Source organism: Xanthomonas sp. NCPPB 3442 (genome assembly GCF_056725145.1).
In genome coordinates this window covers 3,367,081-3,392,212 of the sequence record NZ_CM161514.1, presented here as the reverse complement: position 1 = coordinate 3,392,212, position 25,132 = coordinate 3,367,081, and the positions used below count along the sequence as shown (strand labels likewise).

General features: G+C 66.8%; 22 protein-coding genes and 1 pseudogene. 12 read left to right on the top strand and 11 right to left on the bottom strand.

Features of this window, described 5'->3' with window-relative positions; all coding sequences use genetic code 11:
- Nucleotides 1-71: 71 nt before the first annotated feature.
- The 3 genes from AC1POX_RS14660 to AC1POX_RS14650 are packed head-to-tail and all read right to left on the bottom strand — an operon-like array spanning nucleotide 72 to nucleotide 3,412.
- Entirely contained in the window at nucleotides 72-1,370 is a 1,299-nt protein-coding gene (locus tag AC1POX_RS14660; protein ID WP_218490072.1) for an alkaline phosphatase family protein, read from the bottom strand.
- A 36-nt stretch (nucleotides 1,371-1,406) separates the two neighbouring features.
- On the bottom strand, nucleotides 1,407-1,952 hold the full coding sequence (locus AC1POX_RS14655) for a methylated-DNA--[protein]-cysteine S-methyltransferase (RefSeq protein WP_029819825.1): 546 nt from the start codon (nucleotides 1,950-1,952) through the stop codon (nucleotides 1,407-1,409).
- Complete coding sequence (locus AC1POX_RS14650) at nucleotides 1,949-3,412, bottom strand: AlkA N-terminal domain-containing protein (RefSeq protein WP_122272552.1); 1,464 nt, start codon at nucleotides 3,410-3,412, stop codon at nucleotides 1,949-1,951. The genes AC1POX_RS14655 and AC1POX_RS14650 overlap by 4 nt, the downstream gene beginning before the upstream one ends.
- A 147-nt stretch (nucleotides 3,413-3,559) precedes the next feature.
- Between AC1POX_RS14650 and AC1POX_RS14645 the strand changes: the two genes are divergently transcribed.
- From AC1POX_RS14645 to AC1POX_RS14630, 4 genes are all read left to right on the top strand, one after another.
- Nucleotides 3,560-4,786 (top strand): COG3904 family protein, encoded by a 1,227-nt coding sequence (locus AC1POX_RS14645; protein WP_218488708.1) that lies wholly within the window; start codon nucleotides 3,560-3,562, stop codon nucleotides 4,784-4,786.
- 76 nt (nucleotides 4,787-4,862) lie between these two features.
- Nucleotides 4,863-5,117 (top strand): hypothetical protein, encoded by a 255-nt coding sequence (locus AC1POX_RS14640; protein ID WP_005912872.1) that lies wholly within the window; start codon nucleotides 4,863-4,865, stop codon nucleotides 5,115-5,117.
- Nucleotides 5,118-5,519: 402 nt separating this feature from the next.
- Entirely contained in the window at nucleotides 5,520-6,056 is a 537-nt protein-coding gene (locus AC1POX_RS14635) for a DUF4019 domain-containing protein (protein WP_303403068.1), read from the top strand.
- A 25-nt stretch (nucleotides 6,057-6,081) separates the two neighbouring features.
- Complete coding sequence (locus AC1POX_RS14630) at nucleotides 6,082-6,483, top strand: MAPEG family protein (RefSeq protein WP_017155823.1); 402 nt, start codon at nucleotides 6,082-6,084, stop codon at nucleotides 6,481-6,483.
- A 26-nt stretch (nucleotides 6,484-6,509) separates the two neighbouring features.
- Here the strand turns inward: AC1POX_RS14630 and AC1POX_RS14625 are convergent, their stop codons facing one another.
- From AC1POX_RS14625 to AC1POX_RS14610, 4 genes are read right to left on the bottom strand one after another with little or no spacing between them, the layout of a single operon-like run.
- Nucleotides 6,510-6,830, bottom strand: coding sequence for a hypothetical protein (locus tag AC1POX_RS14625; RefSeq protein WP_008576882.1), 321 nt, complete (start codon nucleotides 6,828-6,830; stop codon nucleotides 6,510-6,512).
- Nucleotides 6,827-7,069, bottom strand: coding sequence for an RNA-binding S4 domain-containing protein (locus tag AC1POX_RS14620; RefSeq protein WP_005912879.1), 243 nt, complete (start codon nucleotides 7,067-7,069; stop codon nucleotides 6,827-6,829). The genes AC1POX_RS14625 and AC1POX_RS14620 overlap by 4 nt, the downstream gene beginning before the upstream one ends.
- Before the next feature lie 36 nt (nucleotides 7,070-7,105).
- Nucleotides 7,106-7,753 carry a hypothetical protein gene (locus AC1POX_RS14615; RefSeq protein WP_372356314.1) on the bottom strand — a complete coding sequence of 216 codons (648 nt, stop codon included), beginning with the start codon at nucleotides 7,751-7,753 and terminating at the stop codon, nucleotides 7,106-7,108.
- Nucleotides 7,754-7,782: 29 nt separating this feature from the next.
- Complete coding sequence (locus AC1POX_RS14610; protein ID WP_372356313.1) at nucleotides 7,783-8,301, bottom strand: sigma-70 family RNA polymerase sigma factor; 519 nt, start codon at nucleotides 8,299-8,301, stop codon at nucleotides 7,783-7,785.
- Nucleotides 8,302-8,449: 148 nt separating this feature from the next.
- Between AC1POX_RS14610 and AC1POX_RS14605 the strand changes: the two genes are divergently transcribed.
- The 4 genes from AC1POX_RS14605 (at nucleotide 8,450) to AC1POX_RS14590 (ending at nucleotide 15,211) form a co-directional block, all read left to right on the top strand.
- On the top strand, nucleotides 8,450-10,348 hold the full coding sequence (locus tag AC1POX_RS14605; RefSeq protein ID WP_338339094.1) for a DEAD/DEAH box helicase: 1,899 nt from the start codon (nucleotides 8,450-8,452) through the stop codon (nucleotides 10,346-10,348).
- Nucleotides 10,349-10,609: 261 nt separating this feature from the next.
- Nucleotides 10,610-13,015: a putative bifunctional diguanylate cyclase/phosphodiesterase gene (locus AC1POX_RS14600; protein WP_145589940.1), complete on the top strand. Its 2,406-nt coding sequence runs from the start codon at nucleotides 10,610-10,612 to the stop codon at nucleotides 13,013-13,015.
- Between the two features lie 139 nt (nucleotides 13,016-13,154).
- A complete protein-coding gene (locus AC1POX_RS14595; RefSeq protein ID WP_014090599.1) occupies nucleotides 13,155-13,877 on the top strand; it encodes a pseudouridine synthase in 723 nt (240 codons plus the stop codon).
- 206 nt (nucleotides 13,878-14,083) lie between these two features.
- A complete protein-coding gene (locus AC1POX_RS14590; protein ID WP_011348033.1) occupies nucleotides 14,084-15,211 on the top strand; it encodes a GGDEF domain-containing protein in 1,128 nt (375 codons plus the stop codon).
- Nucleotides 15,212-15,375: 164 nt separating this feature from the next.
- On the opposite strand, the gene AC1POX_RS14585 is transcribed toward AC1POX_RS14590, so the two are convergent.
- Together AC1POX_RS14585 and AC1POX_RS14580 are read right to left on the bottom strand one after the other, a co-directional pair.
- Nucleotides 15,376-16,323 carry a DMT family transporter gene (locus AC1POX_RS14585; protein ID WP_277574001.1) on the bottom strand — a complete coding sequence of 316 codons (948 nt, stop codon included), beginning with the start codon at nucleotides 16,321-16,323 and terminating at the stop codon, nucleotides 15,376-15,378.
- A 376-nt stretch (nucleotides 16,324-16,699) separates the two neighbouring features.
- A pseudogene (locus AC1POX_RS14580) lies at nucleotides 16,700-17,543 on the bottom strand (DUF72 domain-containing protein).
- Nucleotides 17,544-18,075: 532 nt separating this feature from the next.
- On the opposite strand from AC1POX_RS14580, the gene rraA reads away from it, so the two are divergent.
- From rraA to AC1POX_RS14565, 3 genes are all read left to right on the top strand, one after another.
- Entirely contained in the window at nucleotides 18,076-18,576 is a 501-nt protein-coding gene (gene rraA, locus AC1POX_RS14575; protein WP_071118636.1) for a ribonuclease E activity regulator RraA, read from the top strand.
- A gap of 22 nt (nucleotides 18,577-18,598) precedes the next feature.
- Nucleotides 18,599-20,194, top strand: coding sequence for a serine hydrolase (locus tag AC1POX_RS14570; protein WP_481108585.1), 1,596 nt, complete (start codon nucleotides 18,599-18,601; stop codon nucleotides 20,192-20,194).
- A gap of 145 nt (nucleotides 20,195-20,339) precedes the next feature.
- Nucleotides 20,340-21,605, top strand: a complete 1,266-nt coding sequence (locus AC1POX_RS14565) for a cation:proton antiporter (protein ID WP_008573493.1) — start codon at nucleotides 20,340-20,342, stop codon at nucleotides 21,603-21,605.
- A gap of 63 nt (nucleotides 21,606-21,668) precedes the next feature.
- Here AC1POX_RS14565 and AC1POX_RS14560 read toward each other — a convergent pair whose 3' ends face one another.
- Both AC1POX_RS14560 and AC1POX_RS14555 read right to left on the bottom strand, forming a co-directional pair.
- A complete protein-coding gene (locus AC1POX_RS14560; protein WP_008573491.1) occupies nucleotides 21,669-22,862 on the bottom strand; it encodes a sensor histidine kinase in 1,194 nt (397 codons plus the stop codon).
- Nucleotides 22,859-23,548, bottom strand: coding sequence for a response regulator (locus tag AC1POX_RS14555; protein WP_005912893.1), 690 nt, complete (start codon nucleotides 23,546-23,548; stop codon nucleotides 22,859-22,861). The genes AC1POX_RS14560 and AC1POX_RS14555 overlap by 4 nt, the downstream gene beginning before the upstream one ends.
- Before the next feature lie 105 nt (nucleotides 23,549-23,653).
- Between AC1POX_RS14555 and AC1POX_RS14550 the strand changes: the two genes are divergently transcribed.
- The gene (locus tag AC1POX_RS14550) at nucleotides 23,654-25,123 is read left to right on the top strand and encodes an efflux transporter outer membrane subunit (RefSeq protein ID WP_372357181.1); all 1,470 of its coding nucleotides are present in this window, start codon (nucleotides 23,654-23,656) and stop codon (nucleotides 25,121-25,123) included.
- The last annotated feature ends 9 nt before the right edge of the window (nucleotides 25,124-25,132 follow it).

Sequence of the window (25,132 nt, the reverse complement as noted above, 5' to 3'; positions counted from 1 at the left end):
GCCTGCGTGCGCGTTTTCGGCGTGGATGCTGCGCGCGCGCATGGCGGCGTTGCTGCGGGTGCCGGTCGCGTCTATTTGGCGTCGGCTGCCGGCGGCACGCGCAAGGCCGGCAGCAAGGTTGCCGGGTTGCCATCGTTGGGTGCGGCCGGAATACCCAGCAGCCGGGTCATCAGCGCATAGACATCCACGTTGTCGAAGCCTGGCAGTGTCTTGCCTTGCGCCAGGTCCGGGCCTTGCGCCAGGAACACCGCCCGCATCGATGGCAATGCCGGATCGAAGCCATGCGAGCCACGTGTGCCCCGCTGCGCGCGTTTGGCAAGCTTGTCCGGGAAGAGTGCATCCCAACCTTCGTGCATCTGGCACACGATCGACGGAATGCGCGGGTGGCTGCCGTACTGCCAGCGTGCCGGCAGCTCCGCCTTGCGCCAGCAGTCGTAGTGGTCGTGCGCACCGAGCACGCTGGCCTCGGCAGCGTCCTGTTGCCCAGGCAATGGCTGCAAGCCGATCACCTGGCCATCGGTGATTGCGGTGGCGATCCGCGGCGGCGCGATGTCTTCCACGCTGATCGCATGCCCCGGCGCAACCTCGGCCATGCCATGGTCGGAGACCACGATGATGTTGGTGCGCGCACGCGTGCCATCGCGTTGCATGTCTGTCAGCAGCCGGCCGATGGCCGCATCCACCGCGCGCACGGCGTCGGCGTATTCGCGCGATTCCGGGCCGTGGTCGTGGCCGGCTTCGTCCACATGTTCGAAGTAGAGCGTGACGAGGCGGTTGCGCCGGGCGCCGTCGGTTTTCAGCCAGCCCCGCACTGCGTCCACGCGCGTGTCCAGGCGCACGCCTTTTTGATAATGGCGCCACTGCGACGGGCGTACGCCCTTGATTGCCGCCTCGCTGCCTGGCCACGACCAGGTGGCCGCATGCTGGCCGCTGTTTTCCACGCCCACCCACACCGGTTCGCCGCCCCACCAGCGCGCATCGCCCACCGCCTCGGACTTGCTCAACCAGAAACCCCCAAGTGTCGGGTCGCGCATGCTGTTGTGCACGATGCCGTGGTGGTCCGGGCGCAGCCCGGTGACCAGGGTGTAGTGATTGGGAAACGTCAGCGACGGATACGAGGGCGTCATCCAGCGCGCACGTACGCCTTCGCGTGCCAGTTGCGACAGGTTCGGCGTGATGCCGCGATCGAGCATGTCCGCGCGCAGGCCGTCGATGGAGATGAGCAGCAGTGTGTGCGGGGTGCTGGCCGATGCGGTATTGGGCGCTGCAGTCGGCGCCTGCGTGGGCGCGCTGCGCGCAGATGGCTGGCTGCTACAGGCCGCAAGCAAGGCAAGCGCCGCTGCGGCAACTCCAAAACGTCGGTCGATCATGGCGTCAGTTTACGGCGCAGCGATGACGCCGCGAAGTCAGCCAGTGCGCACTGCCGAGGCAGGTGCAAACAGATCGTCGGCGCGCGCGGCGCCACGCGGGGACCAGCCTTCCAACTGCAACAAGGCCTGCTTGGTCGGCAGGCCGCCGCCGAAGCCGGTCAACGTGCCATTGGCGCCGATCACGCGATGGCAGGGCAGCACGATCGGCAGCGGATTGCGTCCGTTGGCAGCGCCCACCGCGCGGCTCGCGGCCGGCTTGCCGACCGCCTGCGCAAGTTGCGCGTAGCTCCAGGTCTGCCCGAACGGAATCTGCGCCAGCGTGCGCCAGACCGTCAGCTGAAACGGTGTGCCGACCGGCGCCAGCGGCAGATCGAAACTGCGTCGCCCGCCATGCAGGTAATCGAGCAACTGTTCGCGTGCTTCGCGCACCAGCGGCGCATCGGGGTTGTGCAACCAGCGCGCACGGCCGATGGCGTCGTAGCGGTTCTGCGCGAACAGGATGTGGTGCACGCCGGTGTCGTCGGCGGCCACGCTCAGTGCGCCGATCGGCGAGGGAAAGGTGTCGTAGTGCAGTGTGCTCATGCGCGGGTGTCCTTGCGGTCGTTGGCCAGATGCCACAGGTGCAGCACGGCGTAGGCGCGCCACGGTCGCCACGCCTGCGAACGGGCCTCGGTGGCGCGTTCGCTCAGGCGCCCGGGAGCGCCGAGCACCTGCTGCAGGATCAGGTCGCCGGCCGGAAACGCGTCCGGATGCGACAACGCACGCATGGCCACGTAATGCGCGGTCCACGGCCCGATTCCGGGCAGCGCGGTGCAGGCAGCGATGAAATCAGGCAGGCGCTGCCCGGCACCGAAGTGCAGCTGGCCTTGCGCGCAGGCCGATGCCAGCGCACGCAGCGTGGCGGCGCGCGCACGCGGCAGCCCGAGTTGTTCCAGCGGCGCGTCGGCCAGCTGTTCGGGCGTGGGGAAACTGCGATCCAGTCCGGGTGGCATGTCGGCATGATGACCGCCATGACGGTTCACCAGCCGCGCTGCCAGCGTTGCTGCGCCGGCCACGCTGATCTGCTGGCCCAGCACCGCACGCACCGCCACTTCGAAGCCGTCCCAGCCGCCGGGCACGCGCAGACCGGGGCGGCGCGCGAGCGCCTCGGCCAGCAGTGGTTCCGGCGCGAGCGTGGCGTGCACGGCCTGCAGGTCTGCATCCAGATCGAATAGCCGGCGCACGCGCCGCACGATCTGCGGAATCTGGCGCGGGTCGGTGGCGCCGATGCGCAGCAGCAGTTCCGCGCGCTGCGGTGCTGCGCTGACCTCGATCACGCTGGCCTTGCCCGGCGGGCCGATGACGCGCCGGTAGCCGTTGGCATCGACCTGCTCGATGCCCGGGATCGCGCGGCGCTGCAAGAAGGCCAGCATCGCCGGCAGATCCAGTGGCGGGCGATAGCCCAGGCGCAATGTCAGTTCGCCGCCGGGGACCTCGGTACGCTGCTTGCGCAATGCAGAGGGCGGCATGCCGCAGCCCTGCAGGAAGGCCGCATTGAAGCGGCGCAGGCTGTTGAAGCCTGCCGCAAGCGCGACCTCGGTGACCGGCAGGGCGGTTTCGGTCAGCAATTGCTTGGCCAGCAGTAGCCGATGCGTGCCGTGCACCTGGATCGGCGTGGCGCCCAACTGCTGCACGAATTGCCGCTGCAGTTGGCGCGCGCTCAAGCCCACCGCATCGGCCAGCGTCTGCACCGGCTGCTCCTGCAGCGCGCCGTCGGCAATCATCGCCAGCGCACGCTGCACGCTTTCTTCGCCCAGATGCTGCTGCGCCTGCGGCGACAGCTCCGGCCTGCAGCGCAGGCACGGCCGGTAGCCGGCGGCGCTGGCTGCCGCGGCAGTGGGGTAGTAACTGACATTGGCTGGCTTCGGCGGCGGCGCCGGACACACCGGGCGGCAATAGATGCCGGTGCTGCGCACGGCGGTGAAAAACAGCCCGTCGAAGCGTGCATCGCGTGCCAGGCGGGCGCGGTCGCATTGGGTTCGGTCGGGCGTTGCGGTCTGCATGGCGCCAGTCTATGCGCTCGCCCCAGCGCCGGCTGGCCGTTTTCGGACAGGGTTGCAGCGAGCCCGCGTGTTCATGGCCGGGTCAACCCATCGACCCATTCAGCCATAGACTGCGGGTGATCTCCGTCGCGCTCCGTGCCCCACATCATGCTGAAATCGGTTTGTCTGTCATTTGCCTGTTTGCTCCTGCTGGCCGCCTGCGATCGGTCGGCGACCTCCGCCGATGCTGCGGTTGCGCAGCAGAGTGGTGCAGGGCAGGCAAGCGATGGCGATCACATGGTGTCGGTGGATACGCCCGACCCGGTCCCGCCACCGCGCCCGCGCACGCAGGCGGGCGAGGCCGGCTGGCCGCAGGCAGAACTGGAATCGGGCCAGGCCTGGATCAGCTGCGCGACCGATTACAGCCGCGAGGCCGGCGACGGCACCCTGTTGCCGGCACTGGACCGGGCCAGCGTGGAAGCGGCGCTGGCGCCGTGCCGCGAGACCGGGCTGGTGCGGGTGCGCTACGCCGGCAAGATCAATGCAGGTTTTGCGGCGCTGGTGTGGCGGCTGGCCTCGGTCGCGGAGCAGTGGAAGTTGCCGCATCGCATCCTGGACCTGGATTCCAGTGGCGGGCAGGTGGAGGCGGCGATCCGCGCCGGCGATACCATCGGCGAGTCCAACTGGACCATCTGGGTGCGCGAAGGCTCGATCTGCCACAGCGCCTGCGTGTTCGTGCTGGCGGCCGGCGACAACCGCCTGGTCGCCGGCAAGGTCGGCATTCACCGCATGATGCGGATCAGCTCCAAGGCCACTTCGCGCGCCGAGCTCAATCGCGAACTGCGCGAGGTCTACGGCAACGTCAAGGATTACCTGGAGCGCAACGGCGTGGCGGTGGCGGTGGCCGACTTGATGATGACCGTGCCCAACCGCAGCCTGCGCCTGCTCAGCGTGGAAGAGTTGCGCGAATACGGGCTGGACGGCACCAACGCCGTGCAGGACGATCTGGAACGCATCCGCCAGATGCGCAAGTGCGGCGATGCCTTCGTACGCCGCAAGGACGCGTTTCTGGTCGCCTTCGACCAGAAGTGCAAGGGCGAGGGTGCAGACCTGGACGCGGTCAATGCCTGCGGCCTGGCCTTGAAGCAGCGCTTCGGCTTTCCGGATGCGGCCTGCCCGGAAGAAAGCCCGCTGGCCGAAACCGATGCCGCGGCGCTGCCGGCCAGCCCGACGTCCGAGACGCAGACCGGTGAGGCGCAGGCCGGCCAGACGCACAACGACCAAGCCCAGCGCGATGCCGCAGGTGCGGCGACACCTGCAGCCGAGCCAGACTCCGCGCCAGCGCAGGACGCGGCCCAGGCCGGCCCGTCGCCCGCGACGCACCCCGACGGTTGAGCGCAGTGATGGGCTTCACGCGTATCGCACTGCGCGCTGCCTATCGTCGCTGCATCACAACCGAGCCGGGGGGCGTATGCGAGGCAAGACCAAGGGTGTGTTACTGGCATATCTACCTTCGGCCCTGTTGGTGCTGGTTGGCTTCGGTGTGGCCGAGCTGCTGCGTCTGGCCGCTGCCGCGATGCACGAACAATGGCCGGCGACGCTGGCCACCTGGCTGAGTCTGGCGGCGCTGATTGCCGCGATCGCGCGTGCCTTCTGGGTCAGTTGGCGTCTGTGGCGGCCGCGTGGCGTGGCGGCCGTACCGCCGGCTCCCGGGAGCGAGGTCTAGATCGCGTTGACAACGGCAATGGGAATTCAAGGTTGGTGCGTGCCTGTGCGGAATGCGCGCCTGGTCACTTCACGTGATTGCGGCACGCGTCCGCGCACCCAGCCGAGCCCGACATCTGCAGCATGCCTGCCACTCCAGACAGAAGGATGAAACGCCGCTGCCAGACCTGATGACTTCCGATGCGCGCATTGGTGGCCGGAGGTCTCTGCTCGCCGCTTGCGCGCTCGAGAAGTGTGTTTTCCAAAAGGCCCGCGTCAGCGCTTGCCTTGTCGCCCTCAGCGCCGTCCCCGGACCTGCACCCGCAGACTTGTGTTGCGCATGACGCGCTCTAGACTGCGCTACCCACTAAAAGGTGGGTGGCGCCTCTCCCTTTCCACCCGATCCGTACAAGGTCCCCATCCAATGCTTCGTTCTCGTCTGGTTATCGTGTTGGCACTGGCTCCAGCGCTGGCGTTCGCTCAACAACCGCAGGCGGCCGGTCGCCCTGCCAGCCCGGCGGCAGCGCAACCGGCCGCTGCAGCGCCCGCAGGGCAGCCGGCGCTCAGCCCGGCGCAGCAGGCGCAGCTGACCAAGCAGAACACCGAGATGACTCAGGCCGCCTTGCGCGTGGCGCAGATGGTGGACGGCAACCAGGTCGCGTCCTTGTGGGATGGCGCGTCCAAGGTGGCCAAGACCGCGGTCAAGCGCGACGTCTTCGTCAGCCAGATCGGCACCGAACGCGCGGGGCTGGGTGCGGTGGTGGGGCGCGGGCAGGGCTCGGTCACGCGGGTCAAGTACGGTCCCGGCGCGCAGGTGCCCGAAGGCCTGTATGTCAACGTCAGCTTCCCGACCCGTTTCGCCAAGGCGCAGCAACCGGTCCGCGAGCTGGTGTCGTTCCGTCTGGACGAAGACAAGACCTGGCGGTTGGCCGGTTACAGCCTGCGCACGGCGGTGAAGTGATGTTTCCATCGGCCGGGAGAAACGTATGCAACTGACGATCGAGCTGCAGATGCTGGGCTGGGCGATGGTGCTCGGGCTGGTGCAATTACTGGCCGCCTCGGCCAGCATGACCGCCCAGCGCGGCACCAAGTGGAATGCCAGCGCACGCGATGGCGAGGCCAAGCCGCTCACCGGCGTGGCGGCGCGGCTGGACCGTGCGTTTCGCAATTATCTCGAGACCTTTCCGATCTTCGCGGCCGCCGTGCTGGCGGTGAGCGTAGCCGGGCGCACCAGCGCAGAAACAGCACTCGCCGTGCAGCTCTACCTGTGGGCGCGCGTGGCGTATGTGCCGGTGTATGCCGCGGGTATTCCGTACCTGCGCAGCGCCATCTGGGTGGTGTCGTTCTGGGGCATCATCAAACTGGTGCGCGCGCTGCTGGGCATTTGATGCAGCGTCGCCGGCGGGTGTGAGCTTCAATCAGTCGCTTGCACCCGCGCCAGGATTGCATCGATGGCCGCCTGCGTATCGCCGGTATGCAGGGCTTGCTCCAGCAGTGGAATCACCCAGGCGCAACCGGCCCTGGTCACCTCTGCACGCCAGTCGCCGCGCCAGGCATCCAGTTCGTGCAAGGCCAGCATGCTGCAGCCGCCTCGCTCGGCATGGCCGCCGCGGATGGACTGCTCCAGCCAGAACGGCTGGTCCGAGTCGATGGCGATCGAAAAAACACAGACGTCGTGGGTTGGATCGTCGGCCGAAGGTGCGTTGTTGCGCCGGCCGATCTCCACCACCCTCATGCGTCAGGCTCGGCGTCCGGGTTCCATGCCAATACGCGAATTTCCACATCGTCCAGCTGCACCAGCTGGCCGGGACGGATCTTGGCGGTCTTGCGCAGCTCCTGCACGCCGTCGACGCTGACCGCGCCGCTGGCGACGATCGCCTTGCCCTGGCCGCCGCTGTCGGCAATGCCGGCCAGCTTGAGCAACTGGTTGAGTTCGATGTAGTCGCCGTCCAGGTCGAATTCCAGGTATTGCATGGTGTGCTCGGTGGCAGGGAGGCCGCGATTATCCGCCTACTCGCGCTGGAAGCGCGCGATCTGTTCCAGCAGGGTTTCGGTGCGGGCGACGCTGCGGCCGGCATGCGCGGCGTCCAGGCGTTCCAGCCAGGGGTGACCGCTGCGCTGCAGCCGTCGATAGCCCAGCCAGGTGCCGATGCCGCCGATGACACCGACCAGCAGGTTGCATAGCAGCCAGGCGGTCGGCAACGACTGGCCGGTGAAGACCCGCCACGCAGCGTCTGCCCCTGCCACCCACAGCACCCAGAACGCCACGCCCAGCCACGGCGCCACGCGCGTGCGCCAGCGCCGCAGCTGTGCAAGCGCGCGCTGTGTCTGCAGCAGTGGCCTGGCGAAATCCAACTGCGACAACAGCCACAGTTGACGGGCCGCAGACGCTGACAGCGCAACGCACCACGCCTGCAGCAACACGCCGCCGACGACGGCAGCGGCCTGTTCGGCGAAACTGAGCCAACTGTGGGCAACGATGCCACTCACTGCGATGGCGCACAGCAGTTGCGCCGACTGGCTCAGCCACAACGGGCGCAGGTGCGCGCGTGCTGCGTGGCTGCGCAGGTCGCCGAGCACCTGGTCGGTGAGTGCAGCGTGTTGGTCCAGCCGTTGTTCCAGCGAACGCCAGGCCAGGGCGATGTCGTCCAGTTCCATGTCTTGCTCCGGTTGCGGATCGGTGGGGTTCACAGCTCGGCGCGAATGCGCGTTTTCAGTCGGCTGAGTTTGGTGGCGACATTGGTTTCGCTGATGCCGAGCACTTCGCCGATTTCGCGATAGCTGTGCTCGTCCAGATAGAGCAACAGCAGCGCGCGTTCCAGCGGCGGTTGCTGTGCGATGAAGGCATACAGCGCGGCCACCTGTTGCGCGCGTACAGGGTCGTGCGCCTGTGGATCGGCGATGCGCTCCATCACCGCATCCGGCGCGATCGGCTCGCCGGCCGCGCGGCGGCCGCGCAGATCGCTGATCGCCACGTTCAGGGCGATGCGGTACATCCAGGTGGAAAAGCGCCGACCCGGGTCGTAGCCGGGAAATGCCCGCCACAGTTGCGTGGCGATTTCCTGCGCCAGTTCGTCGCGGTCGTCGCGTCCGCGGCAATAGCTGGCCGCCACCTTCAGCACGATGCCGCGATGCTGCTGCAGCAGGGCGCTGAAGCGGGTGTGCAGGTCTGTGTCCAGGGGCGTGGCTCCGGTCGGGCAGGTCAAGGGACGACACGGGGGATGATTCGCGCAGCAGCGCAATTCCTCACAACCTGAATGGACTGTCACGAAAATTTCGACAGCAAGGGGGCTGAAGAGGCACACTATGCTGCTTTGCGCCTGCCGGCTCCGTGCGGCGCCTCCGGAGTTACCCATGACCCAAGAATCTTCCGCGCCGCTGCTGTTTGCAGATCTCGGCCTCTCGGACGCTGTGATGAAGGCCGTTGCCAATGTCGGCTACGAGTCGCCGTCGCCGATCCAGGCTGCCACCATCCCCGCGTTGCTGGCCGGTCGCGATGTGCTCGGCCAGGCCCAGACCGGTACCGGCAAGACCGCCGCGTTCGCGCTGCCGGTGCTGTCCAACGCCGATCTCCACCAGGTCAAGCCGCAGGCATTGGTGCTGGCCCCGACCCGCGAACTGGCCATCCAGGTCGCCGAGGCGTTCCAGAAATATGCCGAAGCCATTCCCGGCTTCCGCGTGCTGCCGGTCTACGGCGGCCAGCCGTATGCCCAGCAGCTGAGCGCGCTCAAGCGCGGCGTGCATGTGGTGGTCGGTACCCCGGGCCGGGTGATCGATCACCTGGACCGCGGCACCCTGGATCTGTCGCAGCTCAAGACGCTGGTGCTGGACGAAGCCGACGAAATGCTGCGCATGGGCTTCATCGACGACGTCGAAGCGGTGCTGAAGAAGTTGCCGGAGCAGCGCCAGGTGGCCTTGTTCTCGGCCACCATGCCGCCGGCCATCCGCCGTATCGCGCAGACCTATCTGAAGGACCCGGCCGAAGTCACCATCGCGGCCAAGACCACCACCTCGGCCAACATCCGCCAGCGCTACTGGTGGGTGAGCGGGCTGCACAAGCTGGACGCGTTGACCCGCATTCTCGAGGTCGAGCCGTTCGACGGCATGATCATCTTCGCGCGCACCAAGGCGGCCACCGAAGAGCTGGCGCAGAAGCTGCAGGCGCGCGGCATGGCGGCCGCGGCCATCAACGGCGACATGCAGCAGGCCGCACGCGAAAAGACCATCGCCCAGCTCAAGGACGGCAAGCTGGACATCCTGGTGGCCACCGACGTTGCCGCACGCGGTCTGGACGTGGAGCGCATCAGCCACGTGCTGAACTACGACATTCCCTACGACACCGAAAGCTACGTGCACCGCATCGGTCGTACCGGCCGTGCCGGGCGTAACGGCGACGCGATCCTGTTCGTGACGCCGCGCGAGAAGGGCATGCTGCGCTCCATCGAACGCGCCACCCGTCAGCCGATCGAAGAGATGCAGCTGCCGAGCGTGGACGCGGTCAACGACACCCGCGTCGCGCGTTTCATGAGCCGCATCACCGAGACCCTGGCCGGTGGCCAGATCGACATGTACCGCGACCTGCTGCAGCGCTACGAAGCCGAAAACAACGTGCCGGCGATCGATATCGCCGCCGCGCTGGCCAAGCTGCTGCAGGGCGATGCCCCGTTCCTGCTGACCCCGCCGGTGCGCGGTGCGCGCGAGGACACTGTGCCGCGCGAACGTCATGAGCGTGCCGACCGCGGCGATCGCCCCCGCTTCGAGCCGAAGTTCGAACGTGGCCCGCGTGCCGACGGCGAGCGCGCTGCACGCCCGCCGCGCGGTGACGATGCCGGCGAGCGTCCACGCCGCGAGCCGGCCCCACGTGGCGAGCCGGAGTTCGGCATGGAGAGCTACCGCATCGAAGTGGGCCACAGCCACGGCGTGAAGCCGGCCAACATCGTCGGCGCGATCGCCAACGAAGCCGGGCTGGAAAGCCGCTATATCGGTCGTATCGACATCCAGGACGATTACTCGATTCTGGATCTGCCGGCCGACATGCCGCGCGAACTGCTGCAGCACCTCAAGAAGGTCTGGGTGTCTGGCCAGCAGCTCAACATGCGCAAGCTGGAAGACGGCGAAGCGGCCGCAGCGGCGTCCAAGCCGCGCTTCCCGCGTGGCGGCAAGCCGTCCGGTCGCCCAAATGGCCCGGGCCGTCCGATGGACCGCGCCGGCGCGCCGCACCGCAAGGGTCCGCCGAAGCCGCGCGGCGAGTAAGGCTGCCCGGCCCTGCTTGCAGGGATCCTGCAGACGGTCGGGTTGCCCAGTATCGCTATGCATCCAAGGGCATAGCGAGCAGGTAAGGCGTTACGGCGCCTCGAGGCAGCGGCGATCAGGCTGATCTAGTCAGCGTCGCTAACCCCGATCGCATCACGCCAAGCGGGCATAGCCATACAGACTCGGCCGTTGCGGCCGTTACTGCCTTCAGGCGCCCAGTGGGCGCCTGAATCGCATTGGGGCGGCGAAGGACGGACGGCGATGGCGCAAGCAGTACGCGGCAAGGGCGGTGGGCAGACCATGCACCTGGTGCGTGGCTGGCTGACGCTTCCTCTGGCGCTGTTGATCGGCATCGCCGTCTGCATGACGGTGGTGTCGGCGCTGGTGATCGAAGTCCAGTCCGGTGCGACCGCCTGGATCGTTGGCCAAAGTCATTGGTCCAACGCCCAGCAGGAATCGGTGTACTGGATGGAGCGCTACCTGGGCAGCGGGGATACGGCCGATCTGCAGGCCGCCTGCCGCGCGCTGGAAGTGCCGCTGGGCGACCGCGCCGCACGCGTGGCGATCGAACAGCCGGTGATCGATTGGGACGCGGTCTACGCCGGTCTGACCGCTGGGCGTAATGCCCATGAAGACATGCCGCAAATGGTGCGGCTGTATCGCTACGGGCACCAATTTCCGTATCTCGGCGACGCCATCGCGCTGTGGAAGCGCACCGACGCCGGCATCCTGCAACTGAGCGATCTGGCCGACCGCGCCGCTTCGGTGCAGGCCGCCAACCGGCCCGACCCGCGTGCGCTGCAGGCACTGCGCGATGAACTGCATCTGCTGGACGGCCGCATGCGTCACGACGCGTCCGAATTCCTGGCCTACCTGACCCGCTGCGCGCGGCTGCTGCACGATGTGATGGTGGTCTGCAGCCTGGCCACCTTGCTGCTGGTGTTGATCACCTGCGTACTGGCGATGCGGCGCATTCGCGATTATCTGCTGTCGCATGAAGGCCGCTTCCGTACTGCGTTTCAGCAGGCGGCGCTGGGCATGGTCAAGTTCGATCTGCGCGGCAACGTGCTGGATGCGAACGCGTCGATGGCCAACGTGCTGCTCTACCGGCCCGAAGAGTTGCAGGCCTGCACCCTGGCCGAGGTGATGCATCCGGAAGACATCAAGCTGGACAGCCGCGGCATGCTCGATTGGCCCAAGCTGCTGCAGTCCGGCGAATTGCGCTTCGTGCGTGCCGACGGCGGGGTGATGTGGGGCCGCTGGAGCGCGTCGTTGGTCGAGCCGGGGCCGGAAGAGCCGACCCTGGTGCTGGCGGTGATCGAAGATGTCTCGCACGCGCACGAGCTGGCCGACGAAGTGGCCTTCCATGCGCGCCACGACGCGATGACCGGGCTGATCAACCGGCATGAAATCGAACGCCGGCTGCTGCGCCTGATCGAGCTGCCGCAATCGCCGCAGATGTGCCACGCGCTGTGCTTTGTCGACCTGGATCATTTCAAGCTGGTCAACGACACCTTCGGGCATGCGGTCGGCGACAAGTTCCTGTGCCACTTCGCCGACGTGATCACCATGCAGCTGCGTTCTGGCGATTGGTTGGGGCGTCTGGGCGGCGATGAGTTCGCCATCCTGCTGGCCAATACCGACCTGGCGCAGGCGCAGGCCGTGCTGGAACGCATGCACGGCGTGCTCGGTCAACCGTGGAGCCATCAAGGCGGGCGACCGCTGACGCCCAGTTGCAGTTTTGGCGTGGTGGAGATTCGCCACGGCGTCAGCGACCTCACTACCTTGATGACCGCCGCCGATCTGGCTTGTCATGCGGCCAAGGAAGAAGGGCGCAACCGCATTCGCTGCTTCAACGAGAACGATCTGGCACTGGCGCAGCGCCGCCACGATGGTGGCTGGATCAGTGCGGTGCAACAGGCGATCGCCGAAGAGCGTTTGCTGTTGTACGCGCAGAAAATCCAGGTGCTGAACGACCCGGGGCGCCTGCAGTACGAGGTGCTGGTGCGCATGCGCGCCAGCGACGGACGGGTGCTGAGCCCGGGTGAATTCTTGCCGGCAGTGGAGCGTTACGGCCTGGGGCGCATGGTCGATACCTATGTGCTGGAAGCGCTGTGCGCGCAGTTGGCGGCCAATCCGATGCATGTGGCGATGCTGGACCTGTGCCACGTCAATCTGTCTGCACAATCGATCGCGCAGCCGGATTTTCTCGACGTCGTCTGCGCCCTGTTCGAGCGCTACCCGGCACTGGTGCCGAAGCTGTGCATGGAGATCACCGAGACCGCGGTCATCGGCGATCTGGAACACGCGCAGCGTTTCGTGCAGAGCGTGCGCGCGCGGGGGTGTCACGTGGCGCTGGACGATTTCGGCAGCGGCCTGGCCTCGTTCGGCTATCTCAAGCAATTCACCGTGGACGTGTTGAAGATCGATTGCGGCTTCGTCCGCAACTATGCGCACGATGCAGTGGATCGCGCGGCGGTGCATTCGATCGCCCAGGTCGGGCTGGCGCTGGGCATCGAGGTGGTCGCCGAAGGCGTGGAATCGGAGGCCGACATCCCCGGGCTGCGTGAGGCCGGCGTGGGCCAGGTGCAGGGTTTCAGCCTGCATCGTCCATGCCCGCTGGAAGAACTGTTGCACACACCGCAGCTGGTGGCCGTCTCCGGGTAGCGCGCTTGACCCGGGCGATGTCGGGCAGCGTCAGGCCGGTGCTGCGTGTACAACGCGGCTGGCGACTGCCTGCTGCCGATTGCTGGCCCGGTCAGCCGGCATGGCGCACGGCCTGCTCCAAATCGCCGATAATTGGCAGATGACGATCCGACTCAACAAATACATCGCCGAAACCGGCTTCTGCTCACGCCGCGAGGCCGATCGCCTGATCGGCGAACGAAGGGTCACCGTCAATGGCGTACCCGCCGGCACCGGCGCGGTGGTCGGCGCGGAAGATACCGTGCTGGTGGATGGCCAGCCGCTACGCATACGCGAGGCCAAGAAGCTCGGTGGTCGCAAGCACGTCTACATCGCGCTCAACAAACCGGTGGGCATCACCTGCACCACCGAGAGTTCGGTCAAGGGCAATATCGTCGAATTCGTCGGTCACGAGCAGCGCATCTTCCCGATCGGCCGGCTCGACAAGGACTCCGAAGGGCTGATCCTGATGACCAGCAACGGCAACATCGTCAACGAGATCCTGCGCGCGGAAAATCGCCACCAGAAGGAATATCTGGTCGCGGTCAACAAACCGGTCACCGATGAATTCCTGCGCGGCATGGCACGCGGGGTGCGCATCCACAACGAAACCACATTGCCGTGCCGCACCGCACGCATTGCCAAATTCGGCTTCCGCATCGTGCTGGAGCAGGGCCTGAATCGGCAGATTCGCCTGATGGCTGCCGAGTTCGGCTACCGGGTGACGCAACTGCGCCGGGTGCGCATCGACAACATCAAGCTGGCTGCGCTCAAGCCGGGGCAGTGGCGCAACCTCAGCGACGCGGAATTGCGCGGCCTGCTGCCGCAACGCACCGACTGGTAAGCGCCTGTGCCGGGCCGGCTGCATCGCAGTCAGGTCAGCGCAGCCGGCGTTTCGGACACGGCACATGCCCGCGCTGTAGTGCCGTGCTGCCGCACCAAACGTGCAACGCCGTGCCGGGTGCTTGCGCCCGCTGTATGGATCGCGCTTCGAAATATCCGATGCCGGCCGGGGCGGCGCTTACGGCGCTGCAGCGTAGGGTGCGCCCGATGGTGGCACTTGCCGGGCTCCGGCATACTTTCACAGATAACAGCCAGGGGGCGGCAGTGATCAAACCGGAATTGCCGAGCAACGAGGCCGAGCGGCTGGCCGCGCTGCGCCAGTACGACGTGCTGGATACGCCAGCCGAACGTGCATTCGACGACCTGACCATGATTGCCTCCACGCTGTGCGAGACGCAGATGGCGGCGGTGGTGCTGGTGGACGAAGACCGGCAGTGGTTCAAGTCTGCGCACGGTGCGCCACGCAGCGAAGCACCACGCGATATCTCGTTCTGCGCGCACGCGATCCTGCGCCCGGACGAAGTGCTGATGGTGGACGACACCTTGCTGGACCCACGCTTCCACGATAACCCGATGGTGGTCGGTAGCGGCGGGGTGCGCTTCTATGCCGGCGCGCCGCTGGTGACCAGCCAGGGCCTGGCGCTGGGCTCGCTGTGCGTGTTCGACCAGACCCCGGCGCATCTGCGCGAAGACCAGCGCGAGGCCTTGCAGGCATTGTCGCGGCAGGCCTCGCAGCTGCTTGAGTTGCGGCTGGCCGGCAGGCAGTTGCGCCAGCAGTTGCACGAGCGCGAGTGGTACGAACAGCAGATGGCTGGCTATTACGCGCAGATGGATGCGTTGAACGCCGACCTGGTCGAACAGACCCGCACCGATCCGTTGACCGGCCTGCCCAACCGGCGCGCGTTCGCGGTGGCGTTGGCGGCGGCCACCGAACAGACGCGTGCGGTGGGCCAGCCGCTGTCGGTCGCGCTGCTGGACGTGGACCACTTCAAGACCGTCAACGACGTGCATGGGCACGATCAGGGCGATGCAGTGCTGCGCGAATTGTCCGCATTGTTGCGTGCGCATATGGCCGGTGCCGGCACCATCGCCCGGTATGGCGGCGAAGAATTCGTATTGCTGCTCCCCAATACGGATCTGCTGCAGGCACGCGTGCAATGCGAATACCTGCGCCAGAGCGTGGCGGCGATGACGATCGCGCTGCCGGTGACGGTGAGTATCGGTGTGGCGACCTTGTACCCGCAGGAAAGCGTGGAGGCAGTGATCAAGCGCGCCGACCAGGCCCTGTATGCGGCCAAGCGCGGTGGGCGCGATCAGGTGGTCGCACTGGAGTAGGGGCGCGTGGTTGCGCGCCTGCCGATGCAGATCGCCTGGCCAGCGCATGGGACGTCGATTGCCGTATGCCGGGCGGCGCGGACGCCGCGCGATGCAGCGTGAACGCCGGTGTGCTTCAACGCGGCGGTCGCTGTGGACAAGCGCGATCTTGCAGCGCTGTGCAATCAGTCGACGATATTTTTCGCTTCGGCAGTGCCGAGCAATTCCGGGTGCGCCACCGTGCGCCGACGCTCCAGGACCGGATGCAGGAACACCGCGCCGAGAATGATCGCCACGCCGAGATAGAACTGCAGGGTCAGTTCGCGTTGTTCGCCCAGCAGCGCGATCGCCAGCACGATGGCGTACACCGGTTCGAGATTGGTCACCAATTGCACCGAATAGGCGCTCAGATGCCGCAAGGCGACCAGCGCCAGCGCAAATGGCAGCAAGGTGCAGGCCAGCGATAACGCCAGCAGCAACACGCCATCGTGCAGGCTGGGCACCACCAGCAGATCGCCATGCAACGCCGGCAGCAGCAGCGGCATCGCCGGTGCAAGCAGGGTCAGGGTCAGCGTGCCGGCGCCCAGTTCCAGCGCGGTGACGGTGAGCGGGTCGGCATGCGCCACCATGCGCTTGTTGAGCGAGCCGAATAGCCCGACGAACACCGCCGAAATCGCGCCCACCACCACGCCGGCCCGCATGCCGTCCGGCACCCCGCCGACGACCAGCGCCACGCCGGGCAACACGGCCAGCCCGAACAGCAGCTCGCGCGGACGGAACGGGCGATGCGTGACCAATGGCTCGATGATCGCCGTGAAAACCGGCGCCAGTGCGATACAGGTCGCCGCCACCGATGCATTGGCCAGCTTGATCGCGCCGTAGAAGGTAAGCCAGTGCAAGGCAACCAGCGCGCCGATGCCGCAATAGCCCAGCACCACACGCCCGGACAAGCCACGCAACCCACGCCACACGCGTGGCCACAAGGCCAGTGCCACCACCACGATCAACATGCGCCACCACACCAGCGGCAGTGCCTGCAGCGTGATCAGCTTGCCCAGGATCGCGGTGATGCCCCAAAGCAGGACGCAGAAGTGGATTTGCAGTTGCGCCTTGCGCAGGTCGGTCGTGGGCATGCGCCATTGTCGCCGAAAACTGCGTGATGTTGCGCTGCAAGGGACGCGGCGCCGGCGTGCAGCGGCGGGGTGGAGGGATGGCTGACCAGGCTGTCGCGCAGCAATCGTGCGACCCGCCAGCCATCGACCGACCTGCATCACGGCAGGATGGCCGAGGAGCGATGCACCAGCCCATGCCGCGATCGATCGCGGCACCTCAGCGCTCAGCGCTGTGCGCAAGAGACGGCCGCGTCAACCATCGCGGATTGCCCTCATGTGCGGACCAAGGGCGGCTGATAAAACGGCAAGCCGTCGTCAGATGGGCTGCCGACGCCGCACGCAGAATCGAACGTACGCATGGAACCTGCCGATCCGAAGCGGCGGCGCTGTCGTGTTGCTAGCTGCCCTGACGCGCCGACACTTCTTTCAACAACGCCATCGCCGCTGCCGGGTTGCGTTCCTTCGCCGCACTGATGAAAAACACGAAGACCTCGCGCGGCTGCCGTGCCGGCGCTGCCGAAGCGTCCACGTGCGGCAGATCGGCCGGGTCTTCGCCGCGGCGCCAGGCCTGGATGCGCTCTGCCCAACGCGCCAGTGCCGGCGCCGGATACCCTGCATGCAGGCGCGCCTGGCTGCGCATCAGACGCGCATAGACGAAATCCGTGGAGAGATCGGCGAACGAGGGGTGCTCATCCGAATCGGTGAACACCGTGGCCACGCCATGGCCGCGGACCAATGCGAGCAGCGAGGCATCTACCGCATCGTGGTCGCGGATCTCCAGCACATGGCGCAGCGCACGCGGACCTGCACGCTTGGGCAGCAACGACAAAAAACGCGTCCAGATCGTCGGCCTGCAACCGGTGCCCTTGTTCGAATTGCCACACCAGCGGCCCAAGCGTATCGCCTAGCTCGACAATGCCGCCGATGAAATCTTCCACCTGCGCCCTGGTGCCAGCCAGCTTGCGCGACTGGGTAATGCGGCGCGGCGCCTTGGCCGAGAACACGAAGCCGGGCGGCACTTCATCGCGCCACTTCGCGTAAGTGGCCGGCTTCTGCGTGCCGTAATAGGTTCCGTTGATTTCGATGGCGGTGACGTGGCGGCTTGCGTATTCCAGCTCGCGGCGCTGCACCAGGCCTTCCGGGTAGAACATGCCTGCGCGCCACGGCGCATACACCCAGCCACCAATGCCGATGTGGATACCTTCGAGGGCGGGCGGGGCGGAAGCGAACAGATCGGTCATTGCATGGAGACTCGCTGGCGAGGTCGTGCGTCATTGCGGATGCGTCGATGGGTGCGACGCGTGCCGGCCGATCATAGCCGTGGCGCAGGTGGCGCGATGAGAAAATGCGTTGCCAATGGGCGCCGCGGGGCAGTGCAATGGTTGAGCCCGCACGACGCAACGTTGCATGGCAGGCTGGCGGTCGTGCCAACGTTGGGTTACGCCTGCGCTGGTCTGCCGCGCCGGCGTTGCACGCTGCTGGAGATGGGCTGCGCAAGCCGCAGACGGCGTAGCTGGCGGAAACCCACGCCGGCTGCGTTGCGCGCCTCGACGGAGACCATACGCGGCAAGCGCCGCATGGCGACTGCCTTGTAGCGACCATCACGACGCGGCGAACGCAGCGTTGTCCGCGTGCGCGCACCTTCGCTGAGCGTGCGTGCCTGCATGGCGCGTTATCGGGTGTCGGTCATCGGGTATCGGTCATCCGTCACCCATCGCCCGCGCGCGGCCACAGCCGGCTACCATGCCAGCTCTGCCGCGCGAGATCGCCCCGATGACCTGGACCACGCCTGATCTGTGTGACCGCTACCCCGACGTGACGATCGCCGAACCGCTGTTCCGCCACTTCGGCGGGCGCACGGCATTCGCCGGGCCCATGGTCACGGTGCGCTGTTTCGAAGACAACTCGCGGGTGCGCGAGCTGGCCGCCATGCCGGGCGACGGCCGCGTGCTGGTGGTGGACGGGCAGGGCTCGCTCAAGCATGCGCTGCTGGGCGACCAGATCGCGGCCAATGCGGTGGCGAACGGCTGGGCCGGCGTGCTGATCCACGGCTGCGTGCGCGATGTCGAGATTCTTGCCACGTTGCCGCTGGGGGTGCTGGCGCTGGCGGCTTGCCCGCGCCGCACCGAGCGACGCGATCTGGGCGATGTGGATGTGCCGGTGAATTTTGCCGGCGTGCCCTTCGTTCCGGGCCACTGGCTGTACGCCGATGCCAATGGCGTGCTGGTGGCGCCGCAACCGTTGGCGCTGGATGGCGCCGGCGGATCGATCTGACCAACAACCTGAAGGTGATGCAGTGACCTTGAACCGATGGCTGAGTGGGGGCGTGCTGATGGTGGCAAGCTTGGTGACGACAACGCACGCGGCCGAACTTCCCGCCGGCATGCAGCAGTTCGATGCGCAGATGGAACGCGTGCGCAAACAGTTCGACGTGCCCGGTATTGCGGTGGCCATCGTCAAGGACGGCCAGGTGGTGCTGGAGCGCGGCTACGGCGTGCGCGAGACCAGCAAGCCTGCGCCCGTGCAGGCCGACACGTTGTTTGCGATTGCCTCCAATACCAAGGCGTTCACTGCCGCGTCGCTGTCGATCCTGGCCGATGAAGGCAAGCTCTCGCTCGATGACAAGGTCATCGACCATCTGCCGTGGTTCCGCATGTCCGATCCGTATGTGAGCGGGCAAATGCGCATCCGCGATCTGCTGGCGCACCGCAGCGGCCTGAGCCTGGGTGCAGGCGATTTATTGTTCTGGCCCAGCACCAGCTACACCACCGAAGAGGTCGTGCAGCGCCTGGCCAAGGTGCCGCTGAAGGGCGGTTTTCGCGACCGCTATGCGTACGACAACATCCTGTACGCAGTCGCTCAGAAGGTGATCGAGCAGGTCTCCGGGCAGAGTTACGCGGCATTTCTGCAGCAACGTATCTTCGACCCGGTGGGCATGCGCGGCACGCGCTTCAACGCCGACCATCTGCAGCCCGGCGATCACGCGGCAGTCGGGCATGCCAAGTACGACTTCACCGAGCTGCGCACGGTGGCGCCGCTGACCTGGTCCAACAACTCCGGTGCCGGCGGCATCTATTCCAGCGTGCACGACATGGCGCTGTGGATGAACGTGCAACTGGCCGGCGGCATCCTGCCCGATGGCAAACCCCTGTTCAGCGCCAAGCGCCAGCAGGAAATGTGGTCGATGATCACGCCGATCCCGATCGGCGAGGTGCAGGTGCCCGAGCTTGCCGCGGCGCGGCCGAACTTCGCCGGCTACGGTGAGGGCTGGAGCCTGAGCGATTACCGCGGCCATCGCCTGGTCTGGCACACCGGCGGCTGGCCCGGCATGGTGTCGCGCCTGACGCTGCTGCCGGATCAGAAGCTGGGCGTGGTGGTGTTGACCAATCAGGAGGTGGGCGCTGCGTTCAACGCCGTGACCTTCCAGGTGCTGGATGCCTTCTTGCAGGTGCCGCCCACCGATTGGACCGCCGCGTACGCCAAGCTGGTGGAGAAGGCCGACAGCGAGGCGGACGCAAGTTGGAAGAAGCACCAGGACGCGCGCGCGGCGCGGTCCACGCCGTCGTTGCCGCTGCCCAGTTACGCGGCCACCTATCGCGACCCCTGGTATGGCGATGTGGTGATCGTCCAGGACGGCAAGCGGCTGCGCCTGCAGTTCGCCAGGACCGCTCAGTTGGTGGGCACGCTGGAGCATTGGCAACACGACAGCTTCATCGTGCGCTGGGACGACCGCTCCTTGAATGCCGATGCCTTCGTCAATTTTGCGCTGACCCCGGACGGCGCGGTGCGCGAGATGCGCATGGAGCCGATTTCGCCGCTGACCGATTTCAGCTTCGATTTCCAGGACCTGGTGCTGACGCCGGTGCCGACGCAGACCGCTGCGGGCAAATGATGCAGGCAAGCGCGGATGACCTGCGCGCTGCGCCTGGCGGGCCCAAGCGCGCAGGTGGCTCAGATCGCCATCGGCCGCCGCACGCTACCGAAGTGCGGCAGGTCCAGTTACGATCTGCGCACTTTTCAGGGATGTCGCCGCACGCATGACCACTCCGCAGATGTCGGTGTATTTCTTTTTGCAGGCTGCCGCGATTTTGTTGGTGTGCCGGCTGGTCGGCATGCTGGCCAAGCGCCTCGGGCAACCGCAGGTGGTGGGCGAAATGATTGCCGGCGTGATGCTGGGGCCCTCGTTGTTCGGCTTGCTGGCGCCGGGCGCGCAGGCGGCCCTGTTCCCCAAGCAGACCATGGACGTGCTGTATGTGTTCGCGCAGTTCGGCGTGGGCCTGTACATGTTCTTGGTCGGAACCGATTTCCGCGGCGACCACTTTCGCGCGCGCTATCGCAGTGCCATGAGCGTGTCGATGGCGGGCATCGCGGTGCCGTTCCTGCTGGCATTTGCCATGTGCCCATGGTTGATCAACGTGCAGGGCCTGTTTTCGGAAAAGGCCAAGCTGGCCGAAGCGTCGCTGTTCCTGGGCGCGGCCATTGCGATCACCGCCTTCCCGATGCTGGCGCGCATCATCCACGAACGCGGTCTGACCAATAGCCCCTTGGGCACCTTGGCGCTGACCGCTGGCGCGTTCGACGATGCCGCAGCGTGGTGCATTTTGGCCGTGGTGCTGGCCAGTTTCGGCGGCAGTTGGGGCAGTGCCTACCTGGCCATCGGCGGCGGCATCGGCTATGCGGTCTTCATGATTTTCGTCGGCCGGCATCTGCTCAAGCGGCTGGCCGATCATGTGGTGCCCGGCCAGCCGCTGAGCAACAGTGTCCTGGCGGTGGTGCTGATCCTGTTCTGCATCAGCGCCTGGGCCATGGATGCGATCGGCATCCACGCGGTGTTCGGCGGTTTCCTGCTCGGTGTCTGCCTGCCCAGGGGCGCACTGACCGAGAAGCTGCGCGAGATGATGCAGCCGTTCGTCGTGGTGTTGCTGCTGCCGATGTTCTTCACCTATTCGGGCTTGAAAACCCAGCTCAGCGTATTGCTGCAGCCGCAGATCATGCTGGCGGGCGTGGCGATCCTGGCCGCGTCGTTCATCGGCAAGGGCGTGGCCTGCTGGGCCGCGGCGCGTGCGACCGGCGAGAACAACCGCGACGCGATGGCGATCGGTTCGCTGATGAATGCACGCGGGCTGATGGAGCTGATCATCATCAATATCGGCTTGCAGGCGGGTGTGATCGAACAGGGCCTGTTCTCGGTGCTGGTGCTGATGGCGATCCTGTCCACGCTGATGGCCACGCCGTTGTTCAACTGGATCATGCGCCGCCACGCCAATGTGAGCGACGCGGTGCCGAGCCTGCAGTCGCGGTGATCGGCGCGCGACTGCCCGCAGGTGCGGGCAGTGCACTGGCGGCGTGCGCGGCCGGGCGTTGCGTCAACGCCCCAGCGGCAACTGCACGCTGGCCAGCAGACCACCGCCGGGGCGGTTGCTGACGACCAGTTGGCCATCGTGCGCCTGGCAGATGGCCGAGGCGATCGCCAGGCCCAGGCCGCTGCCGCCGGAATGCCGCGCGCGCGAGCTGTCGGCGCGCCAGAAGCGGTCCAGCAGGTGCGGCAGTTGCGCAGGCGCCACGCCGGGACCGCGGTCGCCGACGGTGAGCTGCACGCTGTTGCCGTCGCGGCGCACCTCGATTTCCAGCAACTTGCCGGCTGCGGCGTAGCGCAACGCGTTATCGATCAGGATCGACAGCACCTGGCCCAGCCGGTGCCGGTCGGCATGCAGGCGCAGCGCCGGAGCCGTGGGGTAGTGAATGGTCATCTGCGCCTCGCGCAGCGCCGGGCCTGCCCACTCGATGCGCTCGGCGACGAGCTCCCGCAGCTCGACGCTTTCCGGCTCCAGCACCAGCTGGCCGGCACGCGCCAGCGACACCAGGTGCAGGTCGCCGATCAGCCGATTGATCTGCTCCAGCTGGCGATGCACCAGCCGCAGTTGCTCCGGTTCGCGCGGGAAGACGTCATCCAGCATGCCTTGCACGCGTCCCATCGCGGCATTGAGCGGGGTGCGCAGTTCATGCGCCAGCATCGCGCTGGAGTCGCGTAATTCGCGCTCGTATTGCTGCAGCCTGCCGCTCATCGTATTGAAGTCGTCGGCCAGGGCGGTGAGCTCGTCCGGCGCGCCGCGCACCACTTGCGCGCGTGCGCCGAAATCGCCATCGCTGACCCGGTGCGCGGCGAAAGCCACCTGCGAAAATTGCCGCGACAGCGGCCGCGACGCAAGCAGGCCGCAGAACAGGATGACCGGGACCGAGATGGTCATCATGGCGCCCAGCATCCACCAGTCCGGATTGGCCAGCCCGGGCAGGAAATTTTCGATGTCGTAATAGCGCTGGAACAGCTCCCACAGGCGCGCCTGGTTGGCCCGGGGCTGCTCGATCAGCTGGGAGATCTCGGCACGCGGCTCGGCCGGCACGTTGCTCAGGATCAGGCTGTAGCGCAGATTGAAATAGCACCACATGCCGAACGCGATGACCATCATGGTCACCACCGCCAGCGCGCTCATGCGCAGTCCCACCCACCACCACAGGGGCGCCTGGTTGCGCCAGGCATGAAACCGCCGCAGCACCTTCATTGAAAGCGATACCCCACTGCACGCACGGTGACAAGGACACCGGTGATGCCATGCACTTCGAGTTTGCGGCGCAGGTTGTGGATGTGCGAATCCACCACCCGTTCCAATGCATCGCTGTCGGGCAGGCAGGCGTCGAGCAGTTCGCTGCGCGTAAAGGCCTTGAATGGGGTCTTGAGCAGCAGCGCGAGCAGATTGAATTCGGTCGGCGTCAGATCCAGCGCCACGCTGTCGCCGTTTTCGTGTTGCACGCTGGCGACCACGGCGGCCGGATCCACGCTCAGCCGACCGTGCTGCAATGGCTCGCCCGGCGCGCGCACCGCCACGCTCCGGCGTAGCACCGCATGCACACGCGCCACCACCTCCTTGGGGCTGTATGGCTTGACCACGTAATCGTCGGCGCCGTAGCGCAGGGCGCCGAGCTTTTCCGGCTCGTCGCCAATGGCGGTGACCATGATCACCGGCGTGTCGCCGGCGCGGCGGATCGTCGACAGCACCTCGATGCCGCTGAGCTTGGGCAGCATCACGTCCAGCAGCACCAGATCCGGTGCCCATTGCCGGTGGAGCTGGATGGCGCGTTCGCCATCGCCGGCCACCGCCACATCGAAGCCGTCGCGGCGTAGATAGGCCTCCAGAATGCTGGCGCTATCGCTGTCGTCTTCCACCAGCAGAACCTTTTTGCCTGTCATGGCGTGTTGCCCTGTCGTCTCGATCAAATCTGGATAATTCCCGAAAACAACCTGGACGCTGCGGGTCGAGGATGTCGGTCGAGATTGGCTCTGTGCTCCGACATCATGATTCCACAAATTATTCCGCATCGTTGGTCCTGCGTGTGCCTGGTTGCCGCCAGTGCGGTGCTGTCGGTTGGCTGCTCGCTGACGCCGGCCTACCAGCGCCCGGTGATCGGCGTGCCGGCCACGTTCGGCAGCCCGCAGGCGGCATCGGCGCCGGCATCCGGCCAGCCCGACGCCGATGCGGCCGCCGCCGTCACTCTGAACGAGCAAGAGCGCGCGTTTCTGCAGGCCTTCGCGCCAGACCGCGACCTGCGGCCCCTGGTCGAACGTGCCTTGGCGCACAACGGCGATTTCCGCCGTGCGGCGTTGCAGGTAGAACAGGCACGTGCACAGTACGGCATTGCGCGGGCGTCGCGCCTGCCGACGCTCGCCGTCGGCGCGCAGCAGCTGCGGCAACATTTCGACAACCCGACGCTGGATGCGCGGTACCAGCAGGATCTGGTGATTGCCAATGCGGGAATCGGCAATTTCGAAGTGGACTTTTTCGGCAAGCTGCAGGCGATGTCCGAGGCCGCACGCCAGCGCTACCTGGCCAGCGCCTATGGCCGCGACGCGGCGCGTGGCGCCCTGATTGCAGAGGTGCTGCGTGCCTACACCGCCGAGCGCACCACCGCGCAGGCGCTGCAGCAGCTGCAATCGCTGGATGCCGACAGCGCTGCGCTGCTTGCCATCGCCGAGCGGCAATATCAGGTAGGGCTGATTGCGCGCGACGAGCGCGATGCGCAGCAGCGACAGGCCGACCAAGCCCATGTGGCGGCCCTGCAGGGCAACGACAATCACGCTGCGGCGCTGCGTGCGCTGCAGTTGCTGGCCGGCTACGACAGCACTCCGGTACCCGGCGACCTGCAGGGTCTGATCGCCGCTGATACGCCTGCCAGTGCGTGGCGCGCCCTGGATTCGTCGCTGTTGCTGCAACGCCCGGACATCCAGCAGGCCGAGCTGGAATTGCGCGCGGCCAATGCCGACATCGGCGCGGCGCGCGCGGCGTTTTTTCCGTCGATCACCTTGAGCAGCAGCGTGGGTACGGCCAGCGACGGATTGAACGGCTTGTTTTCTGCGGGCCACGGCGTGTGGAGCTTCATGCCGCAACTGAACCTGCCGTTGTTCGATGGAGGCCGCAATCGCGCCAATCTGGATCTGGCGCACGTACGCGAACGTGCCGATGTCGCCGCTTACGAGCAGGCGATCGAGTCTGCATTTCGCGAGGTCGCCAACGCGCTGGACGCCCACGCCACCTTGTCGCAGGCCGAACCGCGCTCGCGCGAGCAGGTCGAACGCGAGCAACTGCGTCTTGCTCGAATGCATGAACGCGTGGATGCCGGTCTGGAAGACCGCAGCGCGCTGCTGGCCGAGCGGACCCGCATCGCTCAGACCGAACTCGATTACCTGGATACCGCACGCCAACGCGTGCTGAGCCGTATTGCGCTGTTTCAAGCCTTCTATGGCGTGCGCCTGCCCACCGCTTCCTGACTTCCGACG